General features: G+C 57.8%; 22 protein-coding genes. 15 read left to right on the top strand and 7 right to left on the bottom strand.

The window, feature by feature from the left end:
• Positions 1-24 precede the first annotated feature (24 nt).
• A complete protein-coding gene (locus WH7805_RS08975) occupies positions 25-2,253 on the top strand; it encodes a molybdopterin oxidoreductase family protein (protein ID WP_038005313.1) in 2,229 nt (742 codons plus the stop codon).
• Here WH7805_RS08975 and WH7805_RS08970 read toward each other — a convergent pair.
• A complete protein-coding gene (locus tag WH7805_RS08970) occupies positions 2,234-2,701 on the bottom strand; it encodes a nitrate reductase associated protein (RefSeq protein ID WP_006042743.1) in 468 nt (155 codons plus the stop codon). The two genes, WH7805_RS08975 and WH7805_RS08970, sit on opposite strands and share 20 nt — an antisense overlap.
• 107 nt (positions 2,702-2,808) lie before the next feature.
• Here WH7805_RS08970 and WH7805_RS14445 point away from each other — a divergent pair, with 107 nt between their 5' ends.
• From WH7805_RS14445 to glp, 4 genes are read left to right on the top strand one after another with little or no spacing between them, the layout of a single operon-like run.
• Entirely contained in the window at positions 2,809-2,970 is a 162-nt protein-coding gene (locus tag WH7805_RS14445) for a hypothetical protein (protein ID WP_006042741.1), read from the top strand.
• Positions 2,971-2,995: 25 nt separating this feature from the next.
• Positions 2,996-3,220, top strand: a complete 225-nt coding sequence (locus WH7805_RS08960; protein WP_006042740.1) for a hypothetical protein — start codon at positions 2,996-2,998, stop codon at positions 3,218-3,220.
• 22 nt (positions 3,221-3,242) lie between these two features.
• The gene (gene moaC, locus WH7805_RS08955) at positions 3,243-3,719 is read left to right on the top strand and encodes a cyclic pyranopterin monophosphate synthase MoaC (protein ID WP_006042739.1); all 477 of its coding nucleotides are present in this window, start codon (positions 3,243-3,245) and stop codon (positions 3,717-3,719) included.
• On the top strand, positions 3,700-4,971 hold the full coding sequence (gene glp / locus WH7805_RS08950; protein ID WP_006042738.1) for a gephyrin-like molybdotransferase Glp: 1,272 nt from the start codon (positions 3,700-3,702) through the stop codon (positions 4,969-4,971). Before moaC ends, glp begins: the two co-directional genes overlap by 20 nt.
• Positions 4,972-4,984: 13 nt before the next feature.
• Here glp and WH7805_RS08945 read toward each other — a convergent pair whose 3' ends face one another.
• Both WH7805_RS08945 and WH7805_RS08940 read right to left on the bottom strand, forming a co-directional pair.
• Complete coding sequence (locus tag WH7805_RS08945) at positions 4,985-5,437, bottom strand: molybdenum cofactor biosynthesis protein MoaE (protein WP_006042737.1); 453 nt, start codon at positions 5,435-5,437, stop codon at positions 4,985-4,987.
• Between the two features lie 3 nt (positions 5,438-5,440).
• Positions 5,441-5,704: a MoaD/ThiS family protein gene (locus WH7805_RS08940; protein ID WP_006042736.1), complete on the bottom strand. Its 264-nt coding sequence runs from the start codon at positions 5,702-5,704 to the stop codon at positions 5,441-5,443.
• 45 nt (positions 5,705-5,749) lie between these two features.
• On the opposite strand from WH7805_RS08940, the gene moaB reads away from it, so the two are divergent.
• Positions 5,750-6,280 carry a molybdenum cofactor biosynthesis protein B gene (moaB, locus tag WH7805_RS08935; protein WP_006042735.1) on the top strand — a complete coding sequence of 177 codons (531 nt, stop codon included), beginning with the start codon at positions 5,750-5,752 and terminating at the stop codon, positions 6,278-6,280.
• A gap of 5 nt (positions 6,281-6,285) precedes the next feature.
• Here the strand turns inward: moaB and cobA are convergent, their stop codons facing one another.
• Both cobA and WH7805_RS08925 read right to left on the bottom strand, forming a co-directional pair.
• Positions 6,286-7,074, bottom strand: coding sequence for a uroporphyrinogen-III C-methyltransferase (cobA, locus tag WH7805_RS08930; protein WP_006042734.1), 789 nt, complete (start codon positions 7,072-7,074; stop codon positions 6,286-6,288).
• Complete coding sequence (locus WH7805_RS08925) at positions 7,071-7,586, bottom strand: DNA mismatch repair protein MutS (RefSeq protein WP_369776003.1); 516 nt, start codon at positions 7,584-7,586, stop codon at positions 7,071-7,073. Before WH7805_RS08925 ends, cobA begins: the two co-directional genes overlap by 4 nt.
• A gap of 150 nt (positions 7,587-7,736) precedes the next feature.
• Here WH7805_RS08925 and WH7805_RS08920 point away from each other — a divergent pair, with 150 nt between their 5' ends.
• The 5 genes from WH7805_RS08920 to WH7805_RS08900 all read left to right on the top strand — a co-directional run bounded on the left by WH7805_RS08920 (position 7,737) and on the right by WH7805_RS08900 (position 11,634).
• Positions 7,737-7,970, top strand: coding sequence for a hypothetical protein (locus WH7805_RS08920; RefSeq protein WP_232198989.1), 234 nt, complete (start codon positions 7,737-7,739; stop codon positions 7,968-7,970).
• A 250-nt stretch (positions 7,971-8,220) separates the two neighbouring features.
• On the top strand, positions 8,221-9,762 hold the full coding sequence (locus tag WH7805_RS08915) for a ferredoxin--nitrite reductase (RefSeq protein ID WP_006042731.1): 1,542 nt from the start codon (positions 8,221-8,223) through the stop codon (positions 9,760-9,762).
• A gap of 28 nt (positions 9,763-9,790) precedes the next feature.
• Entirely contained in the window at positions 9,791-9,985 is a 195-nt protein-coding gene (locus WH7805_RS08910; protein ID WP_232198988.1) for a hypothetical protein, read from the top strand.
• A 30-nt stretch (positions 9,986-10,015) separates the two neighbouring features.
• Positions 10,016-10,903, top strand: coding sequence for a formate/nitrite transporter family protein (locus WH7805_RS08905; RefSeq protein ID WP_006042729.1), 888 nt, complete (start codon positions 10,016-10,018; stop codon positions 10,901-10,903).
• 5 nt (positions 10,904-10,908) lie between these two features.
• Complete coding sequence (locus tag WH7805_RS08900) at positions 10,909-11,634, top strand: hypothetical protein (protein WP_006042728.1); 726 nt, start codon at positions 10,909-10,911, stop codon at positions 11,632-11,634.
• 73 nt (positions 11,635-11,707) lie between these two features.
• Here the strand turns inward: WH7805_RS08900 and cynS are convergent, their stop codons facing one another.
• Positions 11,708-12,190 (bottom strand): cyanase, encoded by a 483-nt coding sequence (cynS, locus tag WH7805_RS08895; RefSeq protein WP_071933702.1) that lies wholly within the window; start codon positions 12,188-12,190, stop codon positions 11,708-11,710.
• Between the two features lie 148 nt (positions 12,191-12,338).
• Here cynS and WH7805_RS08890 point away from each other — a divergent pair, with 148 nt between their 5' ends.
• The gene (locus tag WH7805_RS08890; protein WP_006042725.1) at positions 12,339-12,509 is read left to right on the top strand and encodes a hypothetical protein; all 171 of its coding nucleotides are present in this window, start codon (positions 12,339-12,341) and stop codon (positions 12,507-12,509) included.
• A gap of 82 nt (positions 12,510-12,591) precedes the next feature.
• Positions 12,592-13,653, top strand: coding sequence for an anthranilate phosphoribosyltransferase family protein (locus WH7805_RS08885; RefSeq protein ID WP_006042724.1), 1,062 nt, complete (start codon positions 12,592-12,594; stop codon positions 13,651-13,653).
• On the opposite strand, the gene WH7805_RS08880 is transcribed toward WH7805_RS08885, so the two are convergent.
• Positions 13,623-14,081: a GNAT family N-acetyltransferase gene (locus tag WH7805_RS08880; RefSeq protein WP_006042723.1), complete on the bottom strand. Its 459-nt coding sequence runs from the start codon at positions 14,079-14,081 to the stop codon at positions 13,623-13,625. The two genes, WH7805_RS08885 and WH7805_RS08880, sit on opposite strands and share 31 nt — an antisense overlap.
• A gap of 46 nt (positions 14,082-14,127) precedes the next feature.
• On the opposite strand from WH7805_RS08880, the gene WH7805_RS08875 reads away from it, so the two are divergent.
• Both WH7805_RS08875 and ppk1 read left to right on the top strand, forming a co-directional pair.
• Positions 14,128-15,351, top strand: a complete 1,224-nt coding sequence (locus tag WH7805_RS08875; protein WP_006042722.1) for a tetracycline resistance MFS efflux pump — start codon at positions 14,128-14,130, stop codon at positions 15,349-15,351.
• 98 nt (positions 15,352-15,449) lie between these two features.
• Positions 15,450-17,588: a polyphosphate kinase 1 gene (gene ppk1 / locus WH7805_RS08870; protein ID WP_006042721.1), complete on the top strand. Its 2,139-nt coding sequence runs from the start codon at positions 15,450-15,452 to the stop codon at positions 17,586-17,588.
• Positions 17,589-17,645: the final 57 nt, after the last annotated feature.

Genomic DNA, 17,645 nt, shown 5'->3' with positions numbered 1-17,645 from the left:
TTCTCAATTCATCGGATTGCTGCCATGTCGCCTACCACCGCGTCTGTGCAAAGTCAGTGTCCCTACTGCGGCGTTGGCTGCGGTCTGGACCTCTTGCCTCCAGGAGAAGCCGGAAAAGCGGTAAAGCGGGACGCCGAAGGTAATCCGATGTGGAGTGCACGCGGTCATCGCGAGCACCCATCCAGCCACGGACAGGTGTGCATTAAAGGTGCCACGGTTGGAGAGACCCTGGGACAAGGTCGCCTTAGCCAGCCTCTATACCGAGCAACACTGGCAGATCCGTTCCAGGCCATCAGCTGGAACAGCGCCTTCGACCTGCTCACCGAGCGCATTCGTTCCACCTTGGCCAGCAAGGGGGCTGATGCCATTGCCATGTACGGCTCCGGGCAATTTCACACCGAGGATTACTACATCGCTCAGAAACTGCTGAAGGGCGCCCTCGGCACCAATAATTTCGATGCCAATTCACGGCTGTGCATGAGTTCAGCCGTAGCTGGCTACACCCGCAGTCTCGGCTCCGACGGTCCGCCCTGCTGTTACGAGGATCTCGATCACTGCTCCGTAGCCTTCTTGATCGGCACCAACACAGCCGACTGCCATCCGGTGCTGTTCCAACGCCTGTTGAAACGCAAAAAGCGTGATCCCAAGGGACTCACCATCGTTGTGATTGATCCCCGCTGCACCGATACAGCAAAAATTGCCGATTACCACCTCGCGCTTGCCCCCGGCACCGACCTCGCCTTGCTGCATGGCCTGGCGCGCCTGGTGCTTCAGGACAATGGCTTCGACAGCGACTTCATCGATAGCGCCACAGAAGGCTTCGCAGCGTTCACCCAAACAATCAAGGCCTGGACACCAGGAAAAACCAGCAAGTTCTGCGGCATCGCCGAAAAAGACCTGCGTTCAGTGGCAAGGCTTTGGAGCCGAAAGGAAGGGATTTTGAGCCTTTGGTCGATGGGCGTGAACCAACGGCGAGAGGGAACCGCCGTTGTGGGAGGGCTGATCAACCTGCACCTGCTCACCGGGGAGATCGGCAAAGCCGGTGCAGGCCCCTTCTCACTCACGGGTCAACCGAATGCCATGGGTGGACGCGAAGCCGGCGGCCTCGCCCATCTGCTTCCTGGCTACCGATTGGTCACCAATGCGGAGCACCGCCATGCGGTTGAGAAAGCGTGGGGGTTTGCCCCTGGATCCATTGCTGCCCAACCAGGACTGGACGCATGGAAACAAGTGGAAGCGATGGAACGGGGGGAGCTCGATCTCTGGTGGGTGGCTGCCACGAACCCACTGGTCAGCATGCCGGACCTCGAACGCGTCAAAGCCGCGATGCAACGCTGCAAACTCGTGGTGGTGAGCGAAGCCTATGCCGACACCGAAACGTCTCATTACGCCCATCTGCTTCTGCCGGCAGCCCAATGGAGTGAAAAGAGCGGAGCGATGACCAATTCAGAGCGGCGGGTCACCTTGTGCCCAGCGTTCAGGCCCCGCCATGGCGACAGCCGAGCGGACTGGGAAGTGTTTGCAGAACTCGGACGACGACTCGGCTTCGTCGACCAGTTTTCCTACAGCTCAGCCGCAGAGGTTTATGAGGAGTTCACCTCTCTCACGGCGGCCCGCGTCTGCGACATGTCGGGTCTTAGTCACTCCCTGCTGAAGGAGCATGGCCCGCAGCAATGGCCTTACCCCAAGGGTGAAGGCCCAACCAGAACCTCCAAACGTCTCTACGAAAAGAAACGATTCCCGACTGCCAGTGGTCGGGCCAGATTTCAAAAGGACAGTCCCCTGGGTCTGGCAGAACCCCCCTGCGAGATGTACCCGCTGGTGCTCACAGTGGGTCGCTATCTCGGCCAATGGCACACAATGACGCGCACGGGCAAGGTCGCACGCCTGAACGCCATGCATCCCGAACCCAGCCTTGAAATGCATCCCAGCGATGCCAAGCGCTTTGGTCTGGAAGACAACGGCTTGGCAGCCATCACATCCCGTCGAGGCACGCTCACCGCGCGGGTTTGCGTGTCGGAGCGGATCCGCGTGGGATCAGTGTTCCTACCAATGCATTGGGGCTTCACTCAGGCCGAAGCCTGCGAAGCCAATGCCCTCATGCACGATCAGGCCTGTCCGATCTCCAAACAACCGGAACTAAAAGCCTCTGCCGTGGTAGTCGCTCCAGCGGTATCGGTTGTGAAACCGACGGAACAGGACACAGGCGTTCTGGAGAACCTGCGGCGGCTGCTCACCCCAGCACTTCGTTGAATGCGGCGTCCAGATTGTGGTGATCGTGGCCGGGCCGCGCCAACTTGCAGAGCGCAAAACGGTCCAATTCGCAGAGATCCCTCCAGTGATGCAGTGACAGTTGAACCTGCCGCGTCCTCGCAGCCTCCAGGAGAGACTCAGGCAAAGCATCTGATTGCTGCCAGGGTTCCTGCGTGCATGGCGGGAGATCCTTCACAACCCCATCAGCCATGGCAGCGGTGCAGACGCGCAAGTGATCGCGCATCCGCGTCAGCTCTTGGGCCCCATCGTTCCAATCCACCAACGCCTGGCGTTGCTCCTGAGACATCGCAAGCCAGTGGCTGAGCTTGAGCTTGACGCCGGCCAGATCGAGTTTGCGGCGGACACACAGAGGAATGCAGCGCCAAGAACCAATGAAATCCTGTTCAAAGGCATAACAATGCCGCGACTGATCAAGTTGCCGGCGCATTGGTATCAGGAACAACCGTTTTTTCTTCTTTAGCTCAAAACAGTGACATCCACGACGAAGCGTTTGATCAGCACCATCGAAGCTTCGTTCATTCACTGACCAATCGGATGCGTTTCGCCCTCTCCCTTGGATTGTTGTTTGGCTCTGCCCATGGCTGGCTCGCATCCGAAGGGCTGGCCTCCGGCCTGCTTGTGATCAACCAGGAGCAGGGAACAACTTTGAAAACTTTCAGTGCGTTCGGTAACGGTTCTTACAGCCTGTCTCCATGATGCTCTAATTCGCGTCAATTCAAGAATGACCTTCAGCGCCTCCTCCAGCCAAGTCGTTCGCAGCCCGATCACCATCGCTGCTGGATTCATCGGAGCTTTCATCGTTGCTTCCCTTGCTGTTCAGATGGTTCGCAGCCAAGCCTCGGCAGCTCGCCCTTCCCTGAACGCTGGCCAAGCAAGCAAGGTCGAGCCTGTGATCGCCTCACAGGCCGCAATGTGGTCCGTTCTGGGCACAACCGAATCAAACTGAAATCGATCAGCCTTCGGCCTGCATGTCTGAGCGACTCACGCACCTCACCGAAAACGGTGAGGTGCGCATGGTGGATGTCGGCGACAGAGCCGTCACCAAACGCACGGCGACCGCAGTTGGCGAACTGCTAATGCTCACTTCAACGTTGGAGGCCGTCCTCAACGGCACCACTCCGAAGGGGGATGTTTTTGCGGTGGCCCGCATCGCTGGCATTCAAGGGGCAAAGAAAACAGCTGAGTTGATTCCTCTCTGTCATCCACTTCCGATTAGTGGACTGACGGTGGAGATCAAACCTGCCCAGGAGTTACCTGGACTGCGTGTCCAGGCCACGTGCAGCACCACAGGGCAGACCGGTGTGGAGATGGAGGCAATCACAGCGGTCTCAACCGCGCTGATCACCCTCTACGACATGTTGAAGTCGGTGGATCCAGGCATGTCAATCCGACAGATTCACTTGCTCGAGAAAGACGGGGGTCGCCATGGCCACTGGAAGCGCTGAACCCTATGGCCGTGAAGGCCTTCCACTCGACGAAGCACGCCAACGGATTTTGGATGCACTGAGAGCCAGCCGAACCCGGCTGACACCAGTCACTTCCGAGGTAGTGCCTCTCCAAGACGCTCTAGGCAGGGTGATTGCCGACGCTGTCCTTGCTCCGGCCGATGTGCCTGGGTTTCGCGCGTCGATCATGGACGGGTATGCCTTGGGCCAAGACTGCCAACCCAACGCCGAAGACAGCTGGAGGGTGGTAGGGCGCTCGGCGCCTGCTGATCCCTACCAGCAAACGTTGCATCCCGGCGAAGCGATCCGGATCCTCACGGGGGCGCCGCTTCCGCAAGCAGCTGCATGGGTTCTTCCCCAGGAATTGGTTGCCAATCAGAACAGCACCATCCGCCTGATCAGGGAGGCATCGTCCAACCCGTGGATCAGACCCGCAGACGAGGAATGCAGCCAGGGTTCCCTGCTCCTTGCCCCTGGGGAACGGCTCGGTGTGGCCGACATTGGACGTGCCTCGAGTTGCGGCATCTCCCACGTGAACGTGCATCGACGACCTCAGATCGGCGTTCTGGTCACGGGCGATGAGCTGGTTCCACCAGGGGAGGAACGCAGCAACGGAGCGATCTGGGAGAGCAACAGCACGCTGATCCGAGGCATGCTTGAACGTCTCGGCTACCCAGCGGTGGAGTGCCGGCTGGTCGCCGATGAATGCCACCTTCTCAAACAAGCCATCCTGGATCTGGCCGCGAGCTGCGACGTGATCGTGAGCACCGGTGGCGTCTCGGCAGGAGACAGTGACTGGATCCGACCTCTGATGCAGGAACTTGGCCAGGTGGAGTTCTGGAAACTCTTTCTGAAGCCAGGACGCCCTTTCGCCTTCGGTTGGGTCGGCGATGCAGTGCCATTGTTCGGCTTGCCGGGTAACCCTGTCGCAGCAACCATCACCGCTCTGCAGCTGCTCTGGCCAGCCCTGCAAATCCTTGAAGGTCAGCAGAATCCTGAACTGTTGCCCAGGGTGCTCGTGCACTTGGCCACGCCCTACCGGCGCAAACCCGGACGACCGGAACTGGCTCGGGCCTCACTGGACTGCAGCCCAGATGGACAACTGCTCGCCCGCATCGATGGGTCCCAAGCCTCTTCGCGCATTGGATCTCTGCAGAACGCGGATCTCCTCGTGGAAATTCCCGCGGACTCGGGCCCATTAGAGACCGGTCAACGGTTATGGGCCCAACTGCTGCGGCGACGAATTCTTTGACATGTCAACGGGATCAGAGCGGAGTATTCGCCGCAAGCCATGTGCCAACACCACCACTCCACTCCCGTTTCCAAAACGGTGCCTTGTGTTTCAACGACTCGAGCAAGTCAGAGCAGCAGCGTTGCACCGGTCCCCGACGATCTCCACTGACAGCCACCAACACGATCAGCTCGCCCGGGGACAGCCGGCCGACTCGATGCAACACCAGGGCGGACTGTGCGCCGTGATCGCGCAGTTGTTGTTGGGCCAGGCTCACCAGCAGGCGCTCGCACAAGCCTGGGTAGTGGCTGAGTTCCAGAGCCTCTAGCGGAGCACCGTCCATGGTTTCAGGCCGTACATGCCCCATGAACACGGCCGTGGCCGCAGCGGCTGAGGCTGCGCGTTGAAGCCAGCCATGCAGCTGATCCGTTCCGGAAAACGGTTGGGCATAAATGGCGACATGCACTGCATCGCATGGAATGTCCATCCTTCAACCTCCCGTGAATGGGGGAAGAAACGCCAGCTCGTCTCCCTCCGCGAGCGGATGATGCTCGGAGACGAAGCTCTGATTGACGGCGACACGCACACCATTAGGCCAAGCACCGAGATCGAGAAGCTGCCAGATGTCGCGTGCTGTGCACCCCGTCTGCGATGAAAGGGTGAACGGTCGGCTCGACCAGCCGGCCCTGTCACGCAAAGACGCAAAGAGCAGCACCTGAACCGTGCACGCACCACTGACTCGCATCTCACCCATGACCAGAACGGTTCACCGTCAAGGTTCTAGCGTTGACCGCGTCCGATGCCCTGCAGAATCCGCGTGCTGTCCATCGCCCTGTTGACGATCTCAGACAGCCGAACTCTTGCAACGGATCCAAGCGGAGACCGACTGCAGGAACGTCTGGTGAACGCAGGCCATCAACTGTGTTGCCGTGAGCTCTGTGCTGACGACCGTTATCGGGTCAGAGCAACGGTGAGCCAGTGGATCGCTGATCCGATCGTGGATGTGGTGATCACCTCCGGTGGCACAGGGCTCACGGGACGGGATGGGAGCCCGGAAGCGATCAGCCCGCTTCTGGACAAACACATGGAAGGCTTTGGCGAACTCTTCCGTGTGCTCTCATTTGAATCCATCGGAACCAGCACACTGCAGAGCCGCTGTCTCGCTGGGGTCGCCAACGGTACGTTTGTGTTCGTGTTGCCGGGATCCCTGGATGCCGTCACCACAGCCTGGGACCGACTGATCGCAGCGCAGCTCAATCCGGAAACTCGACCCTGCAACCTGGCGCAGATCCGGACGCGCCTGAAAGAATCATCCGACCATCCAGCCTGATCTCTTTAAAAGGGGATTGGCATCGTGACGGCCGCAGGCTCGGGAGCACAGGCGCTGATCTGCTCCTTCACCACATCGCCGACCACCACGATGGACGGGGACGCGAACTGTTCCTGGCGCACCCGCTCTGCGATCTCCGACAGCATGGCCTGAAGACAACGCTGTCCGGCCACGGTTCCCTGTTGAATCACGGCGACAGGAGTGTCGGGACTGAGCCCACCAGCCATCAGCTCATCAGCGATGCGCGGCAGGTTATGAAGCCCCATGTAGACCACGAGACCATCACTCGCAGACGCCAGGGAACGCCAGTTCACCGACGGGCGTCGCTTGTCAATCTCTTCGTGGCCCGTCACGAACGTGACCGAAGACCCTGCGCGCCGATGGGTGACGGGAATACCCGCATAGGCCGGTGCAGCAATCCCAGCGGTCACACCAGGCACGACCTCCACCCGCACGCCATGTTTGACGAGATGCGCCGCTTCCTCGCCACCCCGACCGAAGAGGAAAGGGTCCCCACCTTTGAGGCGAACCACACAGGCGTGACGTGCCGACAGCTCCACCAGCACGGCATTCGTACTCGGCTGCGGGACGGAGTGGTGACCCCTCCGCTTCCCCACGAAGTGACGTTCACAGTGTTCTGGCACAAGATCCAGAACCTCCCGTGGCACGAGCGAGTCGTACACCAACGCATCACAGGATTGCAGTAGACGGTGCGCCTTCAGCGTGAGCAGCTCGGGGTCTCCCGGACCAGCACCAACGAGATAGACAATTCCAGAACGGTCAGCAGCGGTCACGGCAGGGAAACAAGCAAATCGATCAGGCCCTGACGGATCAGGGGATGGTCCAGCAGAGGGGGCCATTCTCCAGCCTCCCCCAGGGACTCCGTCATCCGGTTTGGAGCCAGCGCCAGGGTGAGCGGCTGAGCATCTGGGTGCTGCCGTTCATACTCGGGCCATTGATCAAACGACACCAGTGGACGTCCCAAACGGACCGATAGCTGGGCCAAGAAGCGGTCAGCCAAGCCTGGGCGGAGTGGGTGATGAATCAACACACCCGTTGATGGATGCAGTTGAAGCGCACGAGCCACCAAGGTCCACCAGCTGGTCCACGCACCCAGAAACGGCAGGAGTGTGACGTTCTGGCCCTCCGTCCGGAGGCGAGTGCGGATCATCGGAACATCAATACGCGCATGCGAACCAGGCCAGAGCAGCATCGGCACAAGCCAGAGGGACTCGTCTGATCGGGCGGGGGTTGGAGCCCCGGTGAGGACCTCAAGCTCGACAGGTGCCTGACGACGCGAGTGCACGGACTGACAAAGCCGTCGCAGTGCGACTGGAACGTCGCCACCGGCACGGCCATGAACAACCAAACGGATTGCACGTTGAGGCTTCGAAACACTGTTTGGTAGCAATGGCCACGCCCTCGATGCAGGGGCGGCTGTTGTCATCGGTGTGTAATGACCAAGTTGATCTCCATGCCCTCCCGTCGATACTCCAACCGTGCCGCAATGGAGGCGCGTTCCGAACGAAAGCGTATTGATAAACGTTATCGCCCGAACAGCCAGCGACGGCAGGACGGGGACCGATTTCAAAGCGAACTGGACCGGGACTTCGCCGCCATGAAAAGGGTGTGGCAGATGCTGAGGCACGGAGCTGTGCGAATGCTTGGCGAAGTTGGACGCCAATACTGAAGAAGCAGAGGAAAGCCTTCTACGGCTGCCAATGCTTCCAAGGTGTAGCCGAAGCAACACTTTGGTCTGCCAGCCCAGAGCCGAGCAGGGCTTGAAAACTGTTCAAACTGCTACCGACAGCAACGGTACGAACCAGTTCACTACATCTAAGCGTCACTTTCGTTCTGACACGCTTTTGGACCATGGGTCCGTTATCGATTGATTCACGCATTGTTTGGAGTGATCAGTCCGTCCTTTCTTTTAAAAGATCATGACGATCAGCTCTCCCTCTAGACCCTATCTGGACGGCAAGAAGCTCAATAAGATCGAGCAGAACAAGGCAGCAAAAGACGGTCTTTTAGTGGGACCTGAGATCGAAAAATTTGCCGAAATTGGTTGGGAACAGGTTGACGAAACGGACCTCCAACTGCGCCTGAAATGGTATGGAATGTTTTGGCGTCCCAAAACCCCTGGGCAGTTCATGCTGCGCCTGAGAGTTCCAAATGGTGTTCTCTCAGCCCAACAGCTTCGTGTCGTCGCATCCATCGTTGAGCGCTACGGCGAAAGCGGCAGTTGCGACATCACAACGCGTCAGAATTTGCAACTTCGCGGAGTATTGCTCAATGACTTGCCCGAAATCCTGAAACGTCTGAAGGAAGCAGGACTCAGCTCGATCCAATCAGGTTTTGACAACCCCCGCAATGTCACCGGAAACCCTCTCGCTGGAATCGATCCCAATGAGATTGTCGACACCCGTCCATACACCACTGAACTTCAGAACTTCCTAACCAACAGCTGTCAAGGCAATCCCGACTATTCCAACTTGCCGCGTAAATGGAATACAGCCGTCGCAGGCGCCAAAGATAATTTTCTCCTCCATAACGACATTGTCTTCCATCCTGTCGAGCGGGATGGCGAGATGGGCTTCGGCGTCTGGGTCGGTGGCATCCTTTCATCGCAAATGAACGCCTACGCCATACCCTTGAATGCCTGGGTGAGGCCGGACGAAATCTGCCGCATCACCGATGCTGTGATTTCACTCTGGAGAGACAACGGTGAACGGGATAAACGTCCTAGAGGTCGCTTCCGCTTCTACTTGGATGCACTGGGAATTGACGCCTTCCGATCGAAAGTCGAAACACTGTTTGGACCTTTAACCCCGGATCCAGGTTCCGTTTTTGCCACCACGCCCCGTTCTCATTACGGAATCCATCCCCAGAAACAGGAAGGATTGTCGTTTGCAGGCCTTCATGTCCCAGTGGGTCGCCTAACGGCTCAGGATCTGCAGGACTTCGCCGCTGCAAGCCTTGAGTACGGCAGTGGAGAAGTGCGGCTCACCGAAGATCAGAACGTGATCATGGTGGGCCTGCCTGATGGGGCCATTCCAGCGTTCAAAGCTGATCCTTTACTGCAACGGTTTCCATTAGAGCCAGGGTCCATTGCAGCGGGAACGGTGTCCTGCACAGGAAACACCTACTGCAGTTTTGGCCTGACCAACACCAAAGACCAGGCCCTAAAGATCGCCCAAGAGCTTGACCAGGAGCTCAACCTTTCTGAAGAAGTGAAGATCCACTGGACAGGGTGTCCAAACACCTGTGGTCAGGCCTTCATGGGCGCCATCGGACTCACCGGAACCAAAGCCAAAAACAGCGACGGTGTGATGGGTGAGGGTTACATGCTCACCACTGGTGGATCCCAAGGGGAAAATCCAACAGTGGGTGAAGTGAAACAGAAAGCGATTCCTGCCGACCAAATCAAAACTGTTTTGAAAAATCTTCTGGTCGAGCAATTCGGAGCAACAGCCAAAAGCTGAGGCCCCTTTTGATTGAATCTGCACGGCCGTGGCGCTTCCTTTTGAAGTCACGGCCGTCACACTTCAAAACGTATCACCTTCTCTAACAATGGCAGAACCAACCGACATCTTTTCCAAGTTTGTTAATTGGCTGAGTGCCCAAGGAACTGCGCCCAAAACCATCACTCACAACGATGGTGGCAAGGACTTCTTCTCAAAACTGATGAACCGCATCTCTGGCTGACTTCACACACTTAACTTCTGAAACAGACTCATGGATTACGTTCTCCCCAATGAACTTGTCGACGGCATGATTGCCGCCGGCGGCAAAAAGTCGAGCGTCAGCGTCAAAGATCTGCTGCTGCGTGGTTTTTATTCAGGCGCCATCCTTGGTTTGGCAGTGATCCTGGCACTCACCGTTGGCATCACCGTGAAGGCGCCCTTTGTCGGCTCCTTGCTGTTTCCCTTCGGCTTCGCCAGCATCGTGCTCTTCGGCATGGAACTGGTCACCGGTAATTTCGCTCTGCTGCCCATGGCCACCTGGGCCGGTCGCTGCACTTGGGGAGCCACATTCCGCAACTGGACTTGGGTGTGGATCGGTAACTGGATCGGTACTGCTGTCGTCGCACTGATCATGGCGATCAGCCTGACCAGCGGGACCATGGATGGAGCAGCCGATAATGTCGGCGCGCCGATCTGGGACCTTGTGGCTCAGAAAATCATGGCTCTCAATAAGATCAACGTTGAGAAAAAGTATGAAGCACTGGGAAGCATGGGCTTCTTCCTGGCGTTCCTTCGCGGCGTGGTTGCCAACTGGCTTGTATGCCTCGGCGTCACCATGGCACTGGTCAGCAAAAGCGTTCCAGGAAAGATCCTGGCCTGCTGGCTTCCAATCACTGCGTTCCAATCGATGGGAATGGAACACATCGTGGTGAATCAGTTTCTGCACACAGCGGGACCAATCCTTGGCTCTGGCGTTCCTTACACCAAGGTGATCTTCTGGAACTTCCTTCCCGTCACTCTTGGTAACATCGTGGGAGGCATGGTGTTCATCGGCATGCTCTTCTACAGCACCCACCGCACCACCATGGACAACGTGCTTCCGAAGGAACACGATGAGAAACTGGAGCGCGAACTCGCAGCAGAACTGGGAGCGCGCTGAGCCCAATGAGTGTTGACGAAGCCATTCTCTGGGAGCGGCTGTCACGATCACGCAGGGCTCCACTGGAGCCTTCCTGGCTGGAGGAGTCCTACTCCTCCAGCCTTTCTGCTGATCTACGCAGAGCGCTCTGCGAAAAACTGGGATCCCTCGCTGACCGTGGCTGGCCGATCATCCTGCGTCTCCTGCATCGCCACGGTGACCAGAACGAGTTAATCCTCGCTGCAGGCTTGTGCCATCAACGCGAGGCCCGGGACTGGCTCCTGCAGAGACTGCATGAACCCAGTCATCTGAACGACGATCATCTCTGTGTGCTTCAGGCCCTGTCGTGCTGGGGAGCCGACGTTCCCGAATCAGTCCTGCATGCCTGCCTGCAGCACCCCGGACTCCAACATCGTCTGACCGGCCTGCAGCTGATCAGCTTCCGTGCTCACACACTCACGGATCAACAGCTCCTCGCTTATTGCGCAGATCTGCTGAATGATTGTCGCGATCCACTCGTGATCTCCACCATTCGTGTACTTCAGCGTCGGGATGGTGAAGCAATCAGCGAATGCCTGGCAGAACTGTGTCGGAGCAATTCGTTGGTGATTGCTGAAGCAGCCTTCCGAGCACTCGGCTGTATTGCCACTCCAGTCAGTCAACGGTTACTGCAAGAGCTCAGTACCTCACCTGAGGATCCAACACGCCAAGAACTGGCTCATCGTCAACTCAACCAACAATTCCGCAGCTGACAATAAAAAGCCCGGCAGTGCCGGGCATCAATCCACTCGCTGTCCTTAAAAGCTCACTTCATTTCATAGGCGATCACCACTTTTTATAAGGGAGAAACTTTCCGCACATGGTGATCTTCACTCGATCACCTTTAGGATCCTCAACCTTGTCAACCTCAAGGGTAAAGTCAATGGCGCTCATGATGCCATCACCGAATTTTTCCTGAATCACATCCTTCAGCGGCATTCCATACACCTGCATGATTTCGTAGAAGCGATAGATCAGCGGATCGGTGGGAATCACCGGCTCCAGACTGCCTTTCGTGGGAAACTCCTGGATTGCCGCTGTGATTGCAGGATCCAAAGAGAGCAGTGACGACAGCTTTTCAGCCTCCTCTGGTGATGCGGTGGCTTGTCCGTAAAACAAAGAAGCCACCCAAACTTCATCAAGCCCGAGCGCGGATCCCAGGTCAGCGAAGCTCATGCCTTTGGCTTTCTTTGCTGCCATCAAACTGGCTGTGACAGTGCTCGGCGAAGGCGCAGAAAGAGATGCAGTCGTCAGTGTGGAGGAGGTCATGTCAATAAGACATTTACAAAAATAGAATCCCGCAGGCATGGCCCCCAAAAAGCATCAATGACGACCAAAACGACAATCCAGTTTTGAAGCATTGAGCACATCAGTGCTCACGTAGATCTGTTGTATTGAAAGTCATCGACTTCATTGCATGAGCACCCTCTTCCGTTCTTTCAGTTCACTTTTTTTCAGCCAACAACTTGAATCCAGCGGGGCATCCAGCCTGATTCTTGAGCGGCTGTATTACGCCGAAGGTCGCCAAAATCCTGACCACCCGCTTCACGGCAGTTTCGCCGGATTGTCGTATTTCGACTCTCCATGACTGCCCCTGTCGCATTTGGTATCAATAACTACCTCTACGGCCTCCGCGCTGCTCAACACTAAATTGATCCGCTTGACCACACGTGACAAGCACTGTTCCCAGTGGTCGTGAACGGTTTAAGCAACACCTTCGCAAAGTTGGGAGCGGTGAACATACCAGCAAGGGCATGAGCCGCGAAGAAGCGGCTGATGCCCTTGAACTCATGCTGTACCAGGAGGCAACACCGGCCCAAATCGGTGCTTTCTTAATTGCACATCGAATCCGCCGTCCCGAGCCCCAGGAACTCACTGGAATGCTCGATACATACCGGAAACTTGGTCCGGTTCTGCACAGTGCCCCGGGACAACGATCGCCTTTGTGCTTCGGCATGCCCTATGACGGGCGCACTCGGACAGCACCGATTTATCCCCTCACCACCCTCGTGTTGCTGAGCTGCAACCAGCCTGTGGTGCTTCAAGGCGGTGAGCGCATGCCGATCAAGTACGGCATCACGGCGATCGAGCTGTTTCGAAGCCTCGGGCTCGATCTGCGGGGACTGCCGCTGGAGACTGTTCAGGACGGCTTGCATAACCAAGGGTTTGCCTTGATCCACCAGCCCGATCACTTTGCCATCGCCGAGAGTTTGATCAGTTACAGGGATGAACTGGGCAAACGCCCCCCAGTGGCGAGTCTCGAACTGCTCTGGACCGCCCATCAAGGCGATCATCGTCTGATCAGTGGATTCGTCCACCCCCCCACCGAAAGCCGGGCATGGGAGGCACTAAAACTGGCCGGTGAAACGGATCTCTTCACCGTGAAAGGGTTGGAAGGTGGCACCGATCTGCCCATTGGACGGGCCTGCATCACTGCCCGGGTGCATGGGGACAAAACAGAACGATTGATCCTGCATCCAAGGGATCACGGCTGTCATGCCACCGATGTCGAGTGGACTGACCTCACCACCTGGCAGGCCCAGGCCATGGACGCATTGCAAAACCGCGGACCACTTCGAGACTCTCTGCGCTGGAACGCCGGTGTTTATCTCTGGTTTGCTGGCCTCAGCGATTGTCTGGAAACGGCTTTGGACATGGCCACGACCGTGATGGATAAGGGCCAAGCCCTGCAGCAACTGGATCAGCTGTGCAGCTGCCTTTCCATCCGGTAATGCTCGAATGGCACGCCTGCGACCGTGAAGGTCTCGTGCCTCAGAAACCGCCAGCCACATCGCTCCAACAAGGGACGACTCAACAGACTCGCCTCTGCGTGAATGTGCGCCAGCCCATCGGCACGGGCATCGCACTCAATCCTTTTCACAAGTGCCGTGCCATGGCCCTGGCGTGACGCCCGCCCGCGGCAATACAGCAAAGCCAGCCGGTCCTGCGGCTGACGCATGGCAAAAGCCGCACCCTCTCCGCTGATCCAACCGTCACCGTCTCGAAACAAACGATCCAGCACTCCAGGAAGCCAGGCCAGAGACGTCCAAGCTCTGATTTGATCTGGTGTGTACAGGCCTGGGGCCTGGCTCTCAATAGCGTCCGCAAAGATCTCTCGAAGCAAAGAGGCATCCGTGGAACGAATGGGTCGCAAAGCCATCGCCGTAGCCTGTGGGAATGTGAGTCTCCTGTGAAAAGCAGCCAGATTGCAGCGTCCCCGGATCCCCACCCTGCTGAGTGCATTCCTCACGCTCCTGAACGACCGGCTGAGCGAAAGCATCGTGTTTCCGCTGCTGCCCTTCCTGCTGGCGAGCTTCAATGCCGACGGGCGCACCCTTGGACTGCTGGCAGGGAGCTATGCCCTCGCCCAGTTCGCCGCGACCCCATTGATCGGAGCCCTGAGTGACCGCTTCGGCCGTCGGCCTGTGATCGCCACATGCGTCAGTGGATCGGTGCTGGGCCTGGGTCTGTTCGCCCTCACCGTGAGCCTCGACTGGCCAGCCGGTGCCTCCCTGCCTTTGATGCTGCTGTTTCTGGCGCGGTTGATCGATGGCGTGAGCGGTGGAACCGCCGCCACCGCCAGTGCCGTCTTGGCCGACATCACGCCTCCCGAGCAGAGGGCCCGGGCCTTCGGGCTCATCGGTGTGGCCTTCGGGCTCGGATTCATCGTGGGGCCCTTCCTGGGCGGACAGCTCGCACGCATCAACGTGACCGTGCCGGTGTGGGCCGCCACCGGTTTCGCGCTCGTCAACCTCTTCATGGTTCTGAGACTGCTGCCAGAAACCCATCCTCCAGAGGAACGCAAGGCCATGCCGCGCAAACGGGATCTCAATCCCTTTGCCCAGGTCGCCAAGGTCACAGCCAATCCCATTGTCGGGCGGCTCTGCCTGAGCTTCTTCCTTTTTTTCCTGGCGTTCAACGGCTTCACCGCCATCCTGGTGCTCTATTTCAAACAGCGGTTCAACTGGGGCCCCGAACTGGCCAGCACAGCATTTCTGATCGTTGGCATCGTGGCCACCGTGGTTCAGGGTGGATTGATCGGCCCGCTGGTGAAACGTCTGGGCGAGTGGCGACTCACCTTGATCGGCTTAAGCCTTGTGGTCACGGGATGCTTGCTGATTCCAGCAACGTCGGCGGAACAAGCGCAAGCAGGGATTTTCAGTGCTGTGGCGATTCTGGCAACTGGCACCGGGTTGGTGACACCAAGCCTGCGCAGCCTGGTGTCCAGGCGACTGAACTCAGAAGGTCAGGGGGCAGCCCTCGGCAGCCTGCAAGCGCTTCAGAGTCTCGGCAGTTTTCTGGGTCCACCCCTGGCAGGACTCAGCTATGACCTGCTGGGACAGACCAGTCCTTTTCTGGGGAGTGCCGGCCTGCTGATCGCTGTGACCCTGCTGGTAGGGGGAACGCCTCGCCTCCGTCGAAGTGACTGAAGGGACAGCACCACATCCCAGAGCACGCTTTCCAGAACACATTCCGGCGGGTTCACGATTGCTACGTTGCGCGAGCCGGCTCCTCGACTGGTCACGCCATGAGTGACAAAGTGCTTTCCCCCGATCTCTACATCAACCGGGAGCTCAGCTGGATCGCGTTCAACGAAAGGGTTCTCGTTCAGGCATTGGACGAGCGGACACCGCTGCTGGAACAAGCGAAATTCAGCGCCATTTTCAGCAACAACCTCGATGAATTCTTCATGGTGAGGGTGGCCTCCCTGAAGGCCCAGGTTGAAGCAGGCATCGAAAAACTCAGCGAAGACGGACACACACCCATCGAGCAGCTCCACGCGATCCGCGAGCACCTCACCCCACTGCTGCACAAACAACAGGAGCATTACCGCTCCCGCCTGAAGATCCAGCTTCTCGAGCATGGTGCCCATCTGCTGGATTACGAACAGCTCAACGAACGTCAACGGCTCTGGGTTGACAACTACTTCCAGACAGCGATCTTTCCTGTCCTCACCCCCCTGGCCGTTGATCCGGCTCATCCCTTCCCGTTCGTGAGCAATCTGAGCCTGAATGTGGCAGCTCTGATCCACGACCCCCAAAGCGGTCAACGTCAGCTCGCCCGGGTCAAGGTGCCTCAGAAGATCCTGCCCCGCTTCGTCACCATTCCCGCCGATCTCGCCAGCGGTGACTGTGAACCGCTTCACACCGCCGTGCCGCTGGAGCAGGTGGTGGCGTTCAACCTGAGCTTGCTCTTCCCTGGCATGTCCATCGAAGGACACTATTTCTTCCGAGTCACCCGCGATGCGGACTTGGAATTGAGGGATCTCGAGGCCGATGACCTCATGATCGCCATTGAGCAGGGCTTGCGCAAACGCCGAATGGGCGGCGAGGTCGTGCGCCTGGAGGTTGCCGATGAAATGCCCCAGGACGTGGTCGAGATGCTGATGGAGGGAATGTCCGTTGAGGAGGAGGACCTCTACAGAATTGATGGCCCCCTTGGCCTGGATGACCTCTTCGCCCTGATGGCGATTCCTCTTCCGCAACTCAAGGATGAAAGCCACTCAGGACTGACTCCCGCCATCCTCGGGCGTGCCCAGCGAAGCATGTTGGAGGACGGCTCCCTCAAAGAAGAGGAGTTCGAAAGCATTTTTTCGGTGGTGCGACGCCGCGACGTTCTGCTGCACCATCCCTACGACCTGTTTTCCACATCCGTGGAGGAATTCATCAACCAGGCGGCCGACGATCCACTGGTGATGGGCATCAAGATGACCCTCTATCGCACCTCCAAGGATTCACCGATCATCGCCGCATTGATTCGTGCCGCCGAGAACGGAAAACAGGTCATGGCCCTGGTGGAACTCAAGGCCCGCTTCGATGAAGACAACAACATTCAATGGGCGAAGCACCTGGAACGTTCCGGCGTTCATGTTGTTTATGGAGTTCTGGGTCTCAAGACCCACACCAAAATCGTTCTGGTGGTCCGTAAGGAGAAAGAACGACTGCGGAGTTACGTGCATATTGGAACAGGAAATTACAACTCCAAAACCTCACGGCTCTATACAGACCTCGGTCTTCTCTCCGCGCGACCTGAGCTGGGCCAAGACCTCGTGGAGCTGTTCAATTACCTCACTGGTTTCTCCAAACAACAAGGGTTCCGCAAGCTTCTTGTCGCTCCCGTTTCCCTGCGTAAGGGAATGGAGAATCTGATCCGCAGAGAGATCGAACATGCCCAGCAGGGTCGGGGAGGCCACATCCGAGCCAAAATGAACTCCCTAGTGGATCCTGGAATCATTGCCCTGCTGTATGAAGCCTCACAAGCAGGCGTCACGATCGAATTGATCATCCGCGGAATGTGCTGCCTCTACCCTGGCCGCAAAGGACTCAGTGAATCCATCCACGTGGTCAGCATCATCGGCCGCTTCCTGGAACACTCACGCATCTTCTGGTTTGGGAACGGCGGTAGCCCTGAGGTCTTCATCGGCAGTGCTGACTGGATGCCCCGCAACCTGGACCGACGTGTGGAAGCGGTCACCCCGATCGAAGAGCCGGCATTGCGCGAACAACTCGAACGACTGCTACAGGTGTATCTCGATGACAACCGCGGAGCTTTTGATATGCAAAGCAACGGTGATTTCACGCAACGACATCCCGAGGACATCGAGAGAAATTCCCAACTTCAACTCATCGAAACCTGGAAGAAAGGCGTTCCCGCCTCGGATGACTGACTTGAAATTCGGTCAAATCAGTCACAAAAAAATGATGAAAACCTCGCCTCTTTCTTA

Origin of the sequence: Synechococcus sp. WH 7805, from assembly GCF_000153285.1 — a bacterium.
Lineage (GTDB): Bacteria > Cyanobacteriota > Cyanobacteriia > PCC-6307 > Cyanobiaceae > Synechococcus_C.
This window is presented reverse-complemented; position numbering and strand designations above follow the sequence as displayed.